We start from the raw sequence: 16,038 nt of genomic DNA, 5'->3' as shown, positions 1-16,038 counted from the left end.
GCCGCGATTGCCATCATTGCGCCCCTCCCGCGCCGGATCGGGCGACGAAGATCCCGCCTGTCGGTGCCGGCGCCAACCCGTCGGCGCCGGCTGGCGGTGCAGGCGGAGTACCGTCAGGTGTGCGGCCGGTCTGCGTTTCACCTGCATCGGAATCGCCGACGAAGATGTCCGCCTCACGCCAGTCGGACGGTTGCGCAGCAGTCTCCGGCAACACCGAACCGTCAAGGAGAGGCGCGAGCTTCGCGACATAGGCGCGGGTCTCGGCGGGCAGTGCCCGGCCGTCCGCGAGATATTCGTCGTAGCGCTCCGGACCGGCATTGTAGGCCGCAAGCATTGCGGCCGTGTTGCCGTAGCGGGTGAACATCTCGCGCAAGTAAGCGACGCCGGCGAGGATGTTGTCGCGCGGCGCGAAGGGATCGGGCCCGAGCCGGTGGCGGAGCCGAAGCTCGTCCCAGGTGTTCGGCATGACCTGCATCAGGCCCATCGCGCCGGCGGAGGAGACGGCGCGCGGATCGCCGGCGCTCTCGACGCCCATCACGGCGCGGATCCAGGGCTCCGGAATGGCGAAGCGCCGCGCCGCCTCCGCGATGAAGCCGGCATAGGGACCGGCCTCGGATTGCAGGGCGGAGGTCGCGCCTTGTGCTACAACGGCCGCGCCCGGTGGGAGGCCGAGGAGCAGGCCGGAAAGAAGGAGAGAGGCGAAGCGGCGGGCGCCGTGTGGACGCCCGGCCGCACGCGGGCGGTATCGATCCATGTGAGGAATCGGCATCGCTCAGTCCTTTCCGTCGCGCTTCGGCGGCCGGTTCCAGTGCAGCGACCAAGCAGTGGCATCGCCGCCGTTCCGGAACAGGTTGGCGCGGATCGGATGGGCGAGCATCGGATCGTCGATCAGCACCGAGAGATAGTCGCCGGCCTTCTCGCCGGTGCGGTTCCAGGCCGCGCCGATCTCGCGGACGTCCTCGCCCTCGCCGCGATAAAGTCGGTAGTCCGGCGCGTTTCCGGCCTCCGACGGATCGGCGGGGAGGATGCTTACCTCAAGGTCGAGCATGAGTGTTTGGATGCGTCCAGCAAAGCCAGCCTCGCCGCGGATGAAGTCGCCGATCTGGGGCATTGGTCTCGTCCTTTCTGCTGCTGTGAAACTGTCTATTGTCCGCCCGTCACCGCGCGCCCGCGCGCCATTCGAAGCGCCCGTCGCCGTCCTCGTCGGTCCAGAGCGGCGAAAGCTTCGCGGTAATCGCGGTGACGGGCAGAGGCCCGAAATACCGCCCGTCGAGGCTGTCGGCCGCGTCCCAGTTCATCAGGAATACCTCGCCCTCGGCGAGCACACGGCAGCCCTGCCAGCGCGGCAGAGCGCGGCCGAGCCGGTCGCGGTCGAGCGCCTCGCCATAGACGTGGTCGTAGGCGATGATCGTCGCGCCCTTCCGGCAGACTTGTGTGCCGGCGAGCGCGAGCACGCGCTTGATCAGCGGCACGTCGAGAGGCAAATAGCCGCGCCCGGCGAGAAAAGCCGCGAGCGCGTCCGGCGGCCGGACGGCGACCAGATCGCCGACCTCAAGCCGGCGGGCGGCGTGCATGGCATAGAGCCCGACGGGGGCGCTCGCCGAGGCGTTCCAGATGAGACGCGGTGGCCAGGCGAACAGTGCTGGCGCGGCAATCAGCACGGCGGCGCCGGCCGTCGCCCAGAGAATGGTGCGGCGCGCGTTCATTGCAGAACGCCCCGCCGTTTCAGCCACGCCCGGTGCTGCGACCAGTTATAGGCATGCGCGTCCTCGCCGGCGGTCAGGCGGTTGTGGAGATGCCGCCAGTAGTCCGGGGAAACGTCGCCCGGGTCGATGGCGAGCGCCTCGATCACGTCGATCATCCGCAGCACGCGCTCGACTTTCGGCCAGCCCTGGATCTTGAGCAGCAGTTCGCCGCCGGGGCGCACGAAGGGCAGCGTCTGATACGGCGCGCCGATCGGAACCGCGCGCAGGATGTCGATGCGCGAGATAACCGTGCCGAAGCCGTTCGCCGCCCACCGGACGAAGGCGAAGATGGTTCCGGGCGCGAAGCCGACAATGCGGCTCGCCCGGTTCAGGGTCCGCTCGTAGGCCGGACGGCCGAAGCGGATCCAGTGCTCGATCCTGCGCTCCTGCCAGGTCAGCTGGACCAGGGTCAGGTCCGAGATGACGTCATCGGGCAGCGGATGACCCATCCATTTGGGGGGTGGTTTGGCGCTCATGGCGTCTCTCCGTCCTGGGTTGGGAATTCACGGGCGAAAAGGTCGCGCAGCATGTCGGCGACGGTGACGCCGCGCTCGAAAGCGGCGATCTTGATCCGCGCGCGCTGGTCGGGCGTCACGTCGATGGTGAGCCGGGCGGTGAAGCCGGAGGCGTCGCGACCGCGCGCGGAGGCCCCCTCGCCCGCTCGGATCCAGTGCTCCGGATCGGCTGGCCGCGAGGCGAACCCTTTGCGGGAGGTTCTGGCCGTCATGGCGCGCCCCTCCCGAGCCCGAGCCGGTCGATTTCCGCGGTGAGCGCCGCGATTTCGCGCGCGGCGGGCGGGTCGCCATCGAGCTCGGAGACGAGGCGGCCGGTCTGCGCGGCGGCCGCGAAGGCGACGCGCTGGCCGATGGTGGTGCCGAGCACCGGAGGATCGTGATCGGCGAGGGTCTCGGCCGTCTCGCGGGCGAGCACCGTGCGGGCGCCGCAACGATTGAGCACGAAGCGCGCTGCAAGGTCCGGGCCGTAGATGCGCGCCTCCGAAAGCAGCGCCAGCATCTCGGCCGAGGCCCAGCCGTCGAGGGGCGACGGCTGCACCGGGATCAGGACGAGGTCGGCTGCGAGCAGCGCCGAGCGCATCAGACCGGCGACGCGCGGCGGGCCGTCGATGACGATGTGATCTGCGTTTCGCGCCAGGTCGGGCGCTTCCCGGTGCAGCGTGTCGCGGGCAAGGCCGACGACGCCGAAGCGCCGCGGCAGTCCTCCATGACCACGCTGTTCGGACCAGTCGAGGGCCGAGCCCTGCGGGTCGGCATCGATCAGGGTGACGCGCTTGCCTTGTCTCGCCCATTCCCCAGCAAGGTTCAGCGCCAGCGTCGTCTTGCCGACGCCGCCCTTCTGGTTGAGGAGCGCGACGATCATCGGTCCGCCTCCGGTCCGGCATCGAGAGGCGGCTCGGACACGAATCCGGTGCCTGTGATCGACCGCATGGCGCGGATGAATGAGTCGCCGATAAACGGCAAATCCCGTTCCACGATTAAAGGAACGCGAGTCCACGATTTGAGGAACCGTTCATTCATTGCCGGCTCCATCTTTGTCTTTGGAAACCAACGGCAATTCGGTTCGCGTTTCCTGGAGCGGGTTCACGAAACCTCGCCCCGGTTCGCGAAACCCGGCACCCCGACAGGAGTTTTCCCCAGTCCCCGGGCCCAAAAGAAAGTTATTCTTATTGTTAGACTCTAAGTTAAGGGCCGGAATCGCCGTTTCAGGCCAAAGACTTAACTGCGGTTTTTGCGTGCGATCTCCCGATAGGGCTGCGTTTGATCTCCCGACAGTCGCTGCGTGTGATCTCCCGATCGGATCCACAGCACTATCCACAGGTGTCGGAGATTGGGGCGCCGGCAGGATCCGCAGCAGTTCGCGCGGGCCCTCTCTTTCGATACGCAGGCGATAACCGGGCAACGGCTGGCGCAGGGCGATGCGCCGCACCTGCAAGGCGAAGTCGGAGACGCGGGCGAGGCTGCCGGACTTGTGGTGCAGATGGCGGATCTCGAAGAGCCAGCCGCCAGGCTGCCGGCCGGCATGCTTGCGCGCGACGCGGTAAAGCCAGCGCTCAATCCCGCCCTTCAGCCGGAAATAGGCCGGGTCGATCGAAAGCACCAGCGAGCGATCGATGACGCCGCGATAGAACCAGTCGGGCAGGACGAACTCCATGCCCTCGACGCAGCCATCCTGGCGCGTGAGCTCTTCCCATTCGTTGATCCAGGAAAACTGGTGCCGCCTCCAACGGCTGTCGTTGCGGATCGTCGTTCGGATCGAGGTCGACTGCAGCCGCGTCAGCGCGCCCTTGAGGAGCTTGTAATCGCTCGCCCCGGTCCGGCGACCGATCGCGGTCAGAAGCTGATAGGGCGTGAACCGCAGGAAGCGCGAGGTTCTGAGCCCGAGGTTTTCCGCCTCGACGATCTGGCTGGCAGCCCAGATCAGGATATCAGCGTCCCAGATCGTCGCCATGCCGTGGTCGGCTACGGCGAAAACCTCGACCCGCACATTCCCCGCCTCATAGAGGATCGGGGTGATGCGGCGCGACTTCGTGAGCGAGAAGAAGGGCCGCTCCATCAGGTCGCGCTGATCGCGGGGACTGGCATCGCCCGTGGCGATGATAAAGGGATCGAGCTTCTGGCGCTCGGAGCCGGACAGGCGGTGAAGGGACATGTCGCGCCTCACCGTCCGAAGTTGCGCGTGCGCGCGTCCGCCGGCGCCTGGTGCCGCTTGGCGGGCAGCACGGCGCCGCGCGGATCGGTGGTCGAGGTAACCGCCCCGCGATTGGCCCAGGCCTGCAGATCATCGACCGAATAGACCACGCGCCCGCCGAGCTTGTGATAGGCGGGGCCGGTGCCATAGGTGCGGTGCTTTTCGAGGGTGCGTGCCGACAGGCTCAGGAAATGCGCGGCCTCCTTGGTGCGCAGGTAGCGCGGGGGAAGATCGGTCGGTCTGGGATGCATGGGACGCGTCTCCGTGCTGATCGTGACTGCCGCGTCGAAGGGGCGGCTGATGACGGTCACGATGGCGGAGAGGCACGGCGTGGATGGAGTGCGAAGATGGCCGGGCCAAATTCGCACACCGGCTCGGGCATGGAGATGGCTTATGGTCGTCGGCGATGATGACGAAGCAGTCCGCGATACCCGCCCGCCACCAGGGCATTGGCGTCCCGAAGCAGGGACATGACCGCGTAACGGTGCGAGGACACCTGCCATTCGTCGCGGCCCATGGTTCCCAGGCGAAAGAGGGTCCGCGCGATCTCGAGGAGCGTCGCACCGCTCCGCCTTCCGTCAAAGGCCTGCAGCATGGTCCGGTGTCGCCGCCGCTGTTGCCGGGTCAATCGTCTGTCAGGCGGAATGGCGCGGCCATGAAGGCTCGCGAGCAGGCGGTAGACGGCGTCGAGCCGATCGAAGCCCTCGGGTGCGAGCGGGATCAGCGCGACGCTGCCGGAAACGTCCAGGCCCGCGACAAGGGACGTCAGCTGAAGTCGCTCGCCGTTGGCGAGGCTGAGGAGCCGATTGCCGTTGTCATCCTCGCCGTCCGGCCCGGATCGTCCATTATCGGCACCGCGCGGCATGCCGGTCCCCGTCGCGAGCGGCGGCGGAACCTCGTCGAGGACGATGACGCTCGTGTCCTCTTCGGGCAGCCAGAGAACGTTCGCCTCAGGGGCTGCCTCTTGGGGATCGAGCGGGACAAAACAACCCCCAGTGCCGACGGATTTCCTCCATCAGCGATTGTTCGCTGTCATCGGCGGCGGTCAGGGCCTCAAAATCACGATCGTATGCCTCGTTCCGGCGCAGCCATTCCCAGGCCATGTCGGACGCGGTCAGATCCTCGGCATACGCATACTCGGCCGAAGACCACCATTGGGACGGATCAAGTAACAACTGGGTCCCCCTTGATCTCCATACAACATCAGGCGGAGCGAGGTTTCCCGGAAAAGTTGTCTTACTGAAGGTTCGCTCTCGGCACGGAGCGATGCGCCTGCGGCATCACCGCGGCTTCGGACGCTGGCTTTCGCGGACCAGTTCGCGATAGCCCTGTTCGGTCATCCAGCGGGCCCGGGCGAGATGGCTGTCATGCATCCTGCGACAGCGCTCTGGATCCTGATCGGGATCCATCCCGAACAGGATGCGAACGACCTCCCGCCAATCCGCCCCGTCCCGTTCCGCATCGAGGATGCGCAGGTATAGCACCATGTGGTCCCGGTCGTAGCGCGTCAGCTCCGGCCCGGGAGGCGGTTCGTCAAGAAATTCGGATCCTGTTTTCCCCATCAGCACTGCAATATCGCATACGCAGCCGTGACCCGCCAAGTGCGCGCACCCTGGGGCATTGACGTGTCTTCAGCTTGATCGGGAGGTGTCTTGCGGAATTCCATCATGATGCAGCAGTACGCCCTCGCCCTTGTCCGTGGACAGGAGAACGATGCCCGCCGCTTCCAATGCCCGTCTGACCTGATCGCGCGTCGTCTCATAGACCTCAAGCCGGTTTTCGGATTCGAGGCGCTTGAGCGCGGTCAGGGATACCCGGGCTTTGTCGGCGAGCGTCTCCTGTGTCCATCCAAGCAACGCGCGCGCGGCCCGCGACTGTCGGGCGGTGATCATGCATGATCACCTCCCATCGCAACCTGTGCGCACGCCAGAACTACGACTATTATAGTCGCTCTTGGATCGAGTTACCACACAGAAGACGTTGAAAACAAGCGAAAGCGCCCTCGGCGGCGCGAACTGATTCGGATCGGCGTCGGCAACGTCTCGGTGCCAGCGCCGAACGGTGACAGCAGAAGAGGCTCGGCGGCCTGCGCCGCCGGGCCTCTGGTCTTCCGCCTCAGAACGGCACGTCATCGTCGTCGATGAACTTGCCGTCCTCGTTCTCGGACTGCTTCGCCCGGCTCAGGAAATCGACCGTCTCGGCGATGATCTCGCAGCCGTAGCGGTCGACGCCCGCCTGATCGGTCCACTTGGTGTAGTGGATACGGCCCCGGACCAGGACCTTCATGCCCTTCTCGCAATACTGCTGGACCGTCTTGGCGAGGCCGTTGAAGCAGGTGATGCGGTGCCATTCGGTGTCCTGGACGCGGTAGCCGTTCTCGTCGCGGACGACCTTGCCTTCGGAGTAGCGCGGGCGCGAGGTGGCAAGGGTGAAGTGGGTGATGGAGGTGCCGCCCTGGGTGGTGCGGATTTCCGGGGCCTGACCGATGTTGCCGGCGAGGATGACGATGTTCTGCATTTTCAAGTCTCCGTTGCTTCAACCGGAGGGACCGTCCCTCCGATGATGCCCGGCCAAGACCGTCGGGAGAGGCCTGCACGGGTGCCTTGCGCATCCGCTCGACCCCTAAGGCGGAACGGGGTGCGGGCAGGTGCGGCACGCGCCAACACGGGTCCCGCCGCCGGGGTTGCCGGCCGAAACCGAACGGGCTTAGGGGATCAGTGAAGAGGAGGGACAGGGTCTTTCGGGAAGCGTCCTCGGAGACGGGGTGCGGAAAAATCATCCCGCTGGCAGGAATTCATCGGCAGCCCCCACCCGCCCCACTCACAAGTGCCAGCGACAGGCCCTTCTTCATCCGCCACCGGCGGCGTGACTTCCGCGGTCAGGAGTGATCGCGAGAACGGTATCGGGCTTGGACACCACGCACCGCGTCTTGCGGAAACAGTCTCGAAACGGCTCACACTTCGCGGGAATGCATGAAGTCTAGGTCCGGCGCAGTGGCGGCACCCACCAATTCGTTCCGGCGTGCGTCGCCCCCCGGGGCACTGCAGCGATTATCACCTCAACGAATTCAGCAGCCGGCCCGAGCGCGCCAGAACCATGCGGATGGGCACAGACCGGTTGTTGCTCGCTTGGGAACGGAAGGTCCTAAGGTCCTGGCGCGGGTGCCCGGCATCTGTATCGTGCGACGCACCGGACGCCTCGGCAGGCCACCCGCTCGTGCCTGATCACCGTGACAACACATCCTCGCCGAGCGCGCTGAGATTGATCATCGCGGCGACAGCCACGATCAACCCGCAGGTTCCGCAGAGGAGGTTGAGCGCGATCGCGGAGTCGAAGGCATATTTAGCAAGCCCATGGGCGAGCGCATAGCCGGCGACCGCCGCCGGTGCGGCGAACACGGCGAGCGCCGCCAGGCGCAGAAACGGGTTCCTAGCAAAGCCCAGAACAGCGATCACCAGAACGACGGAGAATGCCGCGCCACCAAGCGCGGCCAGAACCGACAGGCCAAAGCCCGCGCCCGCGGCGTGGACATGCTGGAACGCCGAGATCCCGACCATGACCGGCAGCGCGTAGATCGCGAAGTTGAAGGCGAGCACGCAGAGCGTGACGGAAAGCGAGATGGCGAGCAGAATAAGCGTCATGACAGCCTCCGGCGTCAGTGATTTCCAGGGATCACGACAGGCTGCCGATGCGTACGCTCCGCCTGCGACTATGCTGCTTCGCCGGTTCTGCAAGTCTGGTCATATGACCCCGGGACGATGTCCGGGGTCAAGGGTGCCAGAATCGAAAAGCGGCGCTCAGGCGCCACCCTGGTATTTCATGACGGGGATGCCGAGCTTGCGGGCCTTGTCGGCGAGGTTTTCCTGGATGCCCGTGCCGGGGAAAACCAGGACGCCGATCGGGAGCGCGTCCAGCATGGCGTCATTGCGCTTGAACGGCGCGGCCTTGGCGTGCTTGGCCCACTCGGGGCGGAAGGCCACCTGCGGCACCTTGCGATGATCGGCCCAACGGGAGGCGATGAGTTCAGCGCCCTTCGGCGAGCCGCCATGGAGCAGCACCATGTCCGGGTGTTTGGCATGAACCTGGTCGAGCCTTGACCAGATCAGGCGGTGATCGTTGAAGTCCGCCCCGCCGGTGATGGCGACCTTCGGCCCCTGTGGCAGCAGCATCTCGGCCTCGGCCCGGCGTTTGGCGGCCAGGAAATCCCGGCTGTCGATCATCGCCGAGGTGAGGTTGCGGTGGCTGACCCGCGAGCCATTGCGGGGTTGCCAAGGTTTGCCCTGATGGCGCTCGAACCCTTCGACGGCGAGGTCCCGGAAGAGCTCCAGCGCGTTCCTGCGCTCGATCAGGCTCTGCCCCTCGGCGATCAGGCGCTCCAGTTCGACGGATTTCACCTCGGAGCCGTCCTGTTCCCGCTGCAGCCGGCGCTGCGCCTGCTCGTTGTCGTCGAGCTCCCGCTCGCTGCGCGTCGTGGCGCGATGGAAGAGATTGACCGTGCCCCAGAGCAATTCGCTGAGCTCGGGTTCGAGGCGCGTATCCTCGAGCGTCGCGATCAGGGCGTCGAAGATGTCGGCGACGGCGCTGGCGACCATATTGCCCTCGGGGAGCGGTCTCGGATCGGGTTCGTCCTGGAACGGAAGCCAGCCGTAAAGCTGGAGTTCAGTGAGGGCATGATCGGTCTGGGAAGAGCTGTGGATCGGTTCGTTGCCTGCCATGTCGTCCTGATAGGTCATTTCGGGGTTCCTTCGTCGGGTGAGCCGCGCCCATCGCGGCCTTCATGGCAGCGACCAGCCCACAGGCAGGACGGTTTGGCAGCCCGAGCATGCGAGGGCCCTGATGGCCAAGCGCGGCTATCTTGCCTCGCGATGCAAAGCGCGCCGCAGGCGCGCGGCGGAAAATAGCCGGAGCGCGGCCATTGCCCGACCGTCCCGCTTGTGGGCCGCATGCCCTCTCAAGAAGGCCGCGGGCGCCGACCCGTCCGATGGAGGAAGACCGGGAGGACCGGACATGACAGGAGGACGGCGACCGTCGAGCCACCGTTCCGACCTCTCTCGCCCTCACGCTGCCAGAAAGCGCAGCGCGTCCTCGGGATGAAACCGAAGCCGCAGCCGCTCCCGCAGGGTTGCCACGCCATCGCGCCTCAGATCGTCATTGAAGTCGCCCGACCGCGGGGTCAGGGCCAGTGCCTCGATCCCGACCTCGGCAGCTCTGCCGAGCAAGGCCTGCCGCGCGCCCTCGCCCGCTGGATCGCGGTCACGCAGGACATAGAGCCGCCTGAGGCCCTGCGGGAACAGGATGGCGGCGAGATGCGCCGCCGAGAGCGCCGCCAGCACCGGCAGTCCGGGAAGAGCCGAGCGGACCGAGAGCACCGTCTCGATCCCCTCGCCGGCTGCGAGCACATCTTGCGACGCCCCGAAGCGCACCCCGTGGCCGAGCAGCTCTCCCATCGCCCGCCTTGGCGTCTCGACCTCCGCTTTGCCAGAGCCGTCCGCGGCAAGCCAGGTGCGATGCGCGCCGGTCTGGCGCCCGGCGAGATCGGTCACGGCGGCGATTGTCGCCGGGATCTGTCGGGTCGCGCCACCATGCTCCGGCCGGTAGTAGCAGGTCGGATGGAACCGCAGGTTTGCGCTTTCGTGCAAAGCCGTAATGCCGCGATTGCGCAGATACGTTTCCACGAGCGAACCGGGGATCGGTTGCGACATTGCGAACAACCGCCGCGCCGCTGCCGCTGAACCAGACGGAACCGGTGACGGTTGCCGGGACCGCGGCTGCTGCCTCGGCCCCGAATGCGGCAGGCTCAGGAAGCGACGCGCTTCCTCGGTCACATCCCTGACGTCGTTGAGACCGCAGCTTTCCCGGATCACATCGAGGAGGTCGCCATGTTCGGCCGTCGCGGCATCCGTCCACTTTCCAGAAGCGCCCTTGCCACGGTCCGGCCCGCTGAGCCGGACGAACATCGACCGGCCCGGCGAGCCCTGGACATCCCCCACCAGCCAGTAACGGCCGGATTTTTTTCCGGCCGGCAGATAGTGGCGGCAGACCGCTTCGGCCTCTCTTGCGAGACGCGCCGCAAGGTCGGAGGCGTCAGCGCGGGACATCACGCCGCCTCGCGATCCGAGACACGCTCGATCGGCCAGGCGTCGATCAGCTTGCCGACCGCCTCCGCCCCGCGCTCGTCGACCGGCACGAAGAAGCGCAGCATCCAGGAGATGATCTCCGAGAAGAGCCCGAACGCCTTGAGCCGCTCACGCATTCCTTCGGTGAAGCCGCAGAGCTCGATCCGGTTGGCGCCCATGACGCGGACCCGCCGGAGTTGCAGCCCTTCGGCCAGGTCCAGAATCGTGCGACCGTCGACCAGCGCGGCGTGGGCTTCCGCGGGAGACAGCGTCACCGACCCCGTCGAGGCGGCATTGGCCGCCCAGGCTGGCGAGACACGGCGGCCGATGATGCGCTCGCCCTCGTCGGTCTGCAGCCGATAGACCCGTGTCGACTCGTTCGGCAGACGCTTCCAGACCGGCAGGAGCAGACCGCAGACCATGTGCAGCGTGGTCTCGGTGAATTTGGGAACCTCCGACAGTTCGCGGTTCCAGACCGAGGCGAAGGCCACGCGGTCCACCTCTTGCCAATGGCTGCCGCTGAGCGCCTGGAGCGAGAGATGGCTGAGCTCCATCGGCCGGATCAGCCGGACGCGGCGCTCGATGTCGCCATCGTCGAGCATCATGGATGGCGCCGGCACCTGAACGGCCGCCCGCCCGGACTTGCCGTTGATCAGCAGCCTGGCGCCAGGCTCCGCGCCCGCGCGGGCAATCGCTTCGTCCAGCGGGATCGGCCGGTTGCGGCGCCTTTCAGCGATGCTGAGAAGCCGGGTTTCCGCGCCGGTCGCCGGATGGGTATGGATCGTCCGGCGATCGGTGACTACGAAGCTCTCCGCCACCAGCGTTTCCAGCCCGACGTCATAGGTGCCGCTGGCGATCGCCCCCTCCACCCTGGCGTCGAGAAGTTGCTCGAAGGCGGCAAAGAGGATGCCCTGGAGCTCGATGGTCAGCGCCAGCAGCCGGTTGAGGAAAGTGGTGATCGGCGGCAGATCATCCTTGATGCCGTTCGAATCCGTCAGCTTCAGGCCGGTGGCGGTCTCGAACCGTTCAAGCGGGCAGCCCTCGATCCTGCCGCGCACGATCAGCAGATAGAGCTGGCGCAGCGCGTCGCGGGCGTAAAAACTCTCCAGATTGTCCTCCGGGCGAAACAGCCCCTGGCCGCCGGTCTGGCGCTGGCCTCGCGTAATCGCGCCGAGCGTGTCAAGCCGACGGGCGATGGTCGACAGAAACCGCTTTTCCGCCTTCACATCCGTCGAAACCGGCCGGAACAGCGGCGGCTGCGTCTGATTGGTGCGGTTGGTCCGCCCGAGCCCCTGGATCGCGGCATCCGCCTTCCAGCCAGGCTCGAGCAGGTAATGAACCCTTAGCCGCCGGTTCCTCGCCGACAGGTCGGCGTGATAGCTGCGCCCGGTGCCGCCGGCATCCGAGAAGACGAGGATGCGCTTGAGGTTGTCCATGAAGGCGGACGCCTCGGCGAGGTTGGCAGAGGCCGCCCGGCTTTCGACAGCAAGGCGATCGCCCTTCCTCACGATGCGCCGCGAACGGCCCGTTACCTCGGCAACCGTGTCCGCGCCGAAGCGCTGGACGATCTGGTCGAGCGCACCGGGGACTGGCGGCAGCGCGGCGAGCCGCTCGATCAGGTCGTCGCGCCGGGCAACCGCCTCGCGGCATTCGACGGGCTGACCATCTCGGGTGACCGGGCGCGACGAGAGGTTGCCCTCGCTGTCGGTGAAGGGCTCGTAGAGCTGCACCGGGAAGGAATGGGCGAGATAGTCGAGAACATATTCTCGCGGGGTGATGTCCACCCGGACGTCATTCCATTCCTCGGTGGGGATTTCGGCCAGCCGGCGCTCCATCAAGGCCTCGCCCGTGGAGACGATCTGGATGACCGCGGCATGGCCCGCCTGCAGATCGCGCTCGATCGAGCGGATCAGGGTCGGTGTCTTCATCGAGGTGAGCAGATGGCCGAAGAAACGTTGCTTGGCGCTCTCGAAGGCGGAGCGGGCAGCGGATTTCGCTTGCCGGTTGAGCGTACCCTCCCCGCCGGTGATGTTGGCGGCCTCCATCGCCGCATCAAGATGGTTGTGAATGACGGCGAAGGCGCCGGCATAGGCGTCGTAGATGTGGCGCTGCTCGGCCGTGAGCCGGTGCTCGACCAGCTCGTATTCGACGCCGTCATAGGAGAGCGAACGGGCGGTGTAGAGCCCGAGCGACCTCAAATCGCGGGCCAGCACCTCCATCGCCGCGACTCCGCCCTCCTCGATCGCTTCGACGAACTCTGCTCTTGTCGCGAACGGGAAATCCTCGCCACCCCAGAGGCCGAGCCGCTGCGCATAGGCGAGATTGTGGACATTGGTGGCACCGGTGGCCGATGCATAGACCACGCGGGCGTCGGGCAGTGCGTGCTGCAGGCGCAATCCCGCGCGCCCCTGCTGGGAGGGTGAGACATCGCCCCGTTCGCCCTTGCCCCCGCCGGCGTTCTGCATGGCATGGCTCTCGTCGAAAATGATCACTCCATCGAAATCCTCCCCGGCTTCGGCGCCGAGATCGGACTTCAACCATTCGATGATCTGCTTCACCCTGGAAACCTTGTCGCCGCGATCGTCGGAGCGCAGCGTGGCATAGGTGGTGAACAGGATGCCTTCTCTGAGCGTGATGGCCTTGCCTTGCGGGAAGCGCGACAGCGGCGTGACCAGCAGCCGCTCCATGCCGAGTGCCGACCAGTCGCGCTGCGCGTCTTCGATCAACTTGTCGGATTTGGAGATCCAGACGGCCTTGCGGCGGCCGCGCAGCCAGTTGTCGAGGATGATCGCGGCCGACTGGCGGCCCTTGCCCGCGCCGGTGCCATCGCCGAGCATGAAGCCGCGGCGGAACCGGAAAGCGCCGCCGGCCCCTTCGGGCGCAGCCTGGACCAGATCGAAGGTCTCGTCGACGGTCCAACTGCCGACGAGATGACCGGAATGGGCCTCACCCGCATAGACCACCGTCTCGAGCTGCGCGTCTGACAGCAGCCCGTCGGTGACGGCATTCGCCGGAAGCATCGGCCGGTGGCTCGGCTTAGGCGGCGCGACGGATGCCATCGCCGCCGACTGCACCAGGTTTGTGGGATGGGCCTGAGAACCGGGAATACGGATCGACTGCAATCCGTAGGCTTCGTAGATCGCGTCGGTGAGCCCGGCGCTATCGGGCGGAGTCCAGTCGACGGTCTCATAGGTCAACTCGACGCCCTCGGGATCCGCGACAACGGGCCTCGCCAGACGCGGTGTTGCCGGGCGCGCCGGAGATCCACGCAGAGTCTGAGACTTGGCGGAGCGAGGTGACTGCGGAACCTCGGGAAGCGAAACCGGTAGCCGCGGTGGAACCTGGTTCTCGATCCAGCCGAGCAGAGTGGAGACGTCCGGCGCCATGCCTGGCGAGGTCGGGAAGCTCGTGGGATCTTCGGCCGGCGCCTTATCGATGACGGTGAGCCGGGTCGGGAAGGTCGTCCCGTGTTTCGCGTAAGCCGAGCCGACGATCGCGGCGGAGAACACGACAGTGCCGCGCTTCTGCAGGCGGACAAAGGCCTCGCGCCAGCCGGGCAGCTCCGGGCCGACATTGGCCCCGGTGATCGTCACCAACCGCCCGCCCGGCGCGAGGCGGTTGAGCGCCGAGGCGATGTGCCGGAAGCCGGCATCGGCGACACGGCCGGAGACGTTCGCGAGCGCCGTGAACGGCGGGTTCATGATGACGACGGAAGGCACCAGCGCCGGATCGAGATGATCGTCGATCTGCGCCGCATCGAACCGCGTGACGTCATGGGCCGGAAAGAGGGAAGCGAGCAGGTCGGCGCGGGACGCCGCAAGCTCGTTGAGGATCAGCGATCCGCCCGCGATCTCGGCCAGAACCGCCATCAGGCCGGTGCCGGCCGACGGTTCCAACACCCTGTCGGTGGCGGAAACACGAGCCGCCGTCAGCGCCGCAAGGCCCAGGGGAACAGGCGTACTGAACTGCTGGAGCGCCTGGCTTTCCTCGGAGCGGCGCGTGTGCGTCGGCAGCAGCGCCGCGATCTTTTCCAGCACGCAAAGCCGTGCAGCCGGCGTTCCGGCCTTACGGAAAACCGCCTTGCCGTATTTGCGCAGGAACAGAACCGTCGCCGCCTCGCAGGCGTCATAGGCGCTCTTCCAGTGCCAGGCGCCCGACGCATCGGACGCGCCGAAGGCCGTCTCCATCGCGACACGCAACATGGCGGCGTCCACGCGCTGACCTTGTTCGAGATGGTTGAGGAGATCATGGGCGGCGGCCAGGATGGCGGGCGCATGGGCGATGGGCGTGGCCGGAACGGTCACGGGTGTGGTCATGTTCATGAGAGGAATTCCTCGAGAGCAGCAACGGGAAAGCCCGGCCAGCGCTCTCTCGACCGCCCGGGCTCACCCCGTCCCGGCGGCCCTCTCGCTCTCTGGGCAGAAGAAATCGCGCCGCACTGGAGGGGGGGCGCGATTGGATTACAGACAGATCAACGGTCGTCTTCGGGCAGCGCGAGGCGAGCCCTCGCTTGTCGAACGGCCTTCAATAGCCGGCGCGAAAAGGCCGGCAGGCGCAACAGCTCCCTGTCGCTCATGCCGTCAGTCTGCGTAAGCCGGGTGAAATTGTCACGTCGCAAGCGTTCCACGAACAGCTTCGACAGACCGCTATTTTCCAGAAGATCGGGATCATTGTCTGGCAGGTTGGTGAATTCGGTATCGGGATTCATGGTCACATCTTTTCTCGTTGAAATGCGCGAAACAGGTATCGTCACCGCCAGGATGTGGCGACCCGGCAGAAATGCCGGGCTTTTGCCGCGGCAGGGCCGGAACCGAACTACGACACGCAGGCGAAGCGGGGGAGTTTCAGCCAGGAAGCTATGGAGGCAGATGCATCGCGGCGATGCGGACCCGCCGCGGCAAGGGCCGGCGAGTGCGGCGGGGAATCGGGGCTCGATTGCCCCGACAGGCCCCGAGGCGATCGCCTCACGCGAAGGGATCGATCTCGAACATCACGGCCACCTCGTCGCCCTCGATTTCTTCGGCGGGTAAGGCGCCGAAGGATCCGTCGCCGGCCTGGAATACCACGATGGAGACCATCAGCGTGGCGGCGAGGCTGGCTGCGAAGGCGGTGGCGTCATGAAGGGTCATTGTTCCGGCTCCTGTCTTTGGAGGCGGGGGACCATCCCCCGCGCGACAGGCGCCCGAAGTGTCTAATCGAGGATGGCAATCACCGCGTGCGTTCGGGCCCGTCCCGAATGCGCGCGGCGGCACGCTCGCGTAAGCCGACCCATGCGGGTTGAATGCCAAAGCCTCGTTCACACCAAGGTCAGCGAATGGAAGCGGGGATGGCTTCCGCATCTGTCAGAAGCCGGAAAGCCGGAAATGCTTTTGCACGGCCGCATCGACCTTCAGCCAGCCGTTCGAGGGCCAAGGCGACGATGCGCAGGAGCGAAGATATAGATCGGGCAAGCAGGCGCATCTCAAGCGGGC

At 66.5% G+C, this 16,038-nt stretch carries 19 protein-coding genes; all 19 read right to left on the bottom strand.

The features are described from left to right. Nucleotides 1–13 precede the first annotated feature (13 nt). The 19 genes from BFN67_RS04520 to BFN67_RS24470 all read right to left on the bottom strand — a co-directional run bounded on the left by BFN67_RS04520 (nt 14) and on the right by BFN67_RS24470 (nt 15,696). Complete coding sequence (locus tag BFN67_RS04520; RefSeq protein WP_139789028.1) at nt 14–769, bottom strand: lytic transglycosylase domain-containing protein; 756 nt, start codon at nt 767–769, stop codon at nt 14–16. A 3-nt stretch (nt 770–772) separates the two neighbouring features. Next, nucleotides 773–1,111, bottom strand: a complete 339-nt coding sequence (locus BFN67_RS04515; protein ID WP_080918451.1) for a DUF736 domain-containing protein — start codon at nt 1,109–1,111, stop codon at nt 773–775. A 46-nt stretch (nt 1,112–1,157) separates the two neighbouring features. Further along, entirely contained in the window at nt 1,158–1,706 is a 549-nt protein-coding gene (locus tag BFN67_RS04510) for a S26 family signal peptidase (RefSeq protein ID WP_080918450.1), read from the bottom strand. Beyond that, on the bottom strand, nt 1,703–2,221 hold the full coding sequence (locus BFN67_RS04505; protein WP_080918448.1) for a DUF2840 domain-containing protein: 519 nt from the start codon (nt 2,219–2,221) through the stop codon (nt 1,703–1,705). Before BFN67_RS04505 ends, BFN67_RS04510 begins: the two co-directional genes overlap by 4 nt. Further along, nucleotides 2,218–2,472, bottom strand: a complete 255-nt coding sequence (locus tag BFN67_RS04500) for a ribbon-helix-helix protein (RefSeq protein ID WP_080918446.1) — start codon at nt 2,470–2,472, stop codon at nt 2,218–2,220. The genes BFN67_RS04505 and BFN67_RS04500 overlap by 4 nt, the downstream gene beginning before the upstream one ends. Beyond that, entirely contained in the window at nt 2,469–3,122 is a 654-nt protein-coding gene (gene parA / locus BFN67_RS04495; protein WP_080918445.1) for a ParA family partition ATPase, read from the bottom strand. The genes BFN67_RS04500 and parA overlap by 4 nt, the downstream gene beginning before the upstream one ends. 150 nt (nt 3,123–3,272) lie before the next feature. Beyond that, nucleotides 3,273–4,412: a replication initiator protein A gene (locus BFN67_RS04490; RefSeq protein WP_080918444.1), complete on the bottom strand. Its 1,140-nt coding sequence runs from the start codon at nt 4,410–4,412 to the stop codon at nt 3,273–3,275. An 8-nt stretch (nt 4,413–4,420) separates the two neighbouring features. Further along, the gene (locus BFN67_RS04485; protein WP_080918559.1) at nt 4,421–4,702 is read right to left on the bottom strand and encodes a helix-turn-helix transcriptional regulator; all 282 of its coding nucleotides are present in this window, start codon (nt 4,700–4,702) and stop codon (nt 4,421–4,423) included. A gap of 140 nt (nt 4,703–4,842) precedes the next feature. Beyond that, nucleotides 4,843–5,316: a DUF2285 domain-containing protein gene (locus BFN67_RS04480; RefSeq protein WP_080918442.1), complete on the bottom strand. Its 474-nt coding sequence runs from the start codon at nt 5,314–5,316 to the stop codon at nt 4,843–4,845. Between the two features lie 85 nt (nt 5,317–5,401). After that, nucleotides 5,402–5,626 (bottom strand): transcriptional regulator domain-containing protein, encoded by a 225-nt coding sequence (locus BFN67_RS24695; protein WP_080918440.1) that lies wholly within the window; start codon nt 5,624–5,626, stop codon nt 5,402–5,404. Nucleotides 5,627–5,731: 105 nt separating this feature from the next. Next, the gene (locus tag BFN67_RS04470; protein WP_425349737.1) at nt 5,732–6,052 is read right to left on the bottom strand and encodes a DNA -binding domain-containing protein; all 321 of its coding nucleotides are present in this window, start codon (nt 6,050–6,052) and stop codon (nt 5,732–5,734) included. 30 nt (nt 6,053–6,082) lie between these two features. Beyond that, nucleotides 6,083–6,343, bottom strand: a complete 261-nt coding sequence (locus tag BFN67_RS04465) for a helix-turn-helix domain-containing protein (protein WP_080918436.1) — start codon at nt 6,341–6,343, stop codon at nt 6,083–6,085. A gap of 223 nt (nt 6,344–6,566) precedes the next feature. Next, on the bottom strand, nt 6,567–6,968 hold the full coding sequence (locus BFN67_RS04460) for a single-stranded DNA-binding protein (RefSeq protein WP_080918434.1): 402 nt from the start codon (nt 6,966–6,968) through the stop codon (nt 6,567–6,569). A 707-nt stretch (nt 6,969–7,675) separates the two neighbouring features. Continuing rightward, nucleotides 7,676–8,092: a hypothetical protein gene (locus BFN67_RS04455; RefSeq protein WP_080918432.1), complete on the bottom strand. Its 417-nt coding sequence runs from the start codon at nt 8,090–8,092 to the stop codon at nt 7,676–7,678. A gap of 156 nt (nt 8,093–8,248) precedes the next feature. Further along, complete coding sequence (locus BFN67_RS04450) at nt 8,249–9,184, bottom strand: DUF2493 domain-containing protein (protein ID WP_080918431.1); 936 nt, start codon at nt 9,182–9,184, stop codon at nt 8,249–8,251. Nucleotides 9,185–9,508: 324 nt separating this feature from the next. Beyond that, entirely contained in the window at nt 9,509–10,549 is a 1,041-nt protein-coding gene (locus BFN67_RS04445; RefSeq protein ID WP_080918430.1) for a DUF7146 domain-containing protein, read from the bottom strand. Further along, nucleotides 10,549–14,889, bottom strand: a complete 4,341-nt coding sequence (locus BFN67_RS04440) for a strawberry notch family protein (protein ID WP_080918429.1) — start codon at nt 14,887–14,889, stop codon at nt 10,549–10,551. The genes BFN67_RS04445 and BFN67_RS04440 overlap by 1 nt, the downstream gene beginning before the upstream one ends. Nucleotides 14,890–15,038: 149 nt before the next feature. Then, nucleotides 15,039–15,275, bottom strand: a complete 237-nt coding sequence (locus tag BFN67_RS04435; RefSeq protein ID WP_080918428.1) for a hypothetical protein — start codon at nt 15,273–15,275, stop codon at nt 15,039–15,041. A 256-nt stretch (nt 15,276–15,531) separates the two neighbouring features. After that, entirely contained in the window at nt 15,532–15,696 is a 165-nt protein-coding gene (locus BFN67_RS24470; protein ID WP_192856762.1) for a hypothetical protein, read from the bottom strand. Nucleotides 15,697–16,038: the final 342 nt, after the last annotated feature.

It is taken from the genome of Manganibacter manganicus (assembly GCF_002075885.1).
Classification (GTDB): Bacteria; Pseudomonadota; Alphaproteobacteria; order Rhizobiales; family Rhizobiaceae; genus Mesorhizobium; species Mesorhizobium manganicum.
Note: the sequence above shows the minus strand (reverse complement) of the source record. Positions and strands in the feature narration are given on the sequence as shown.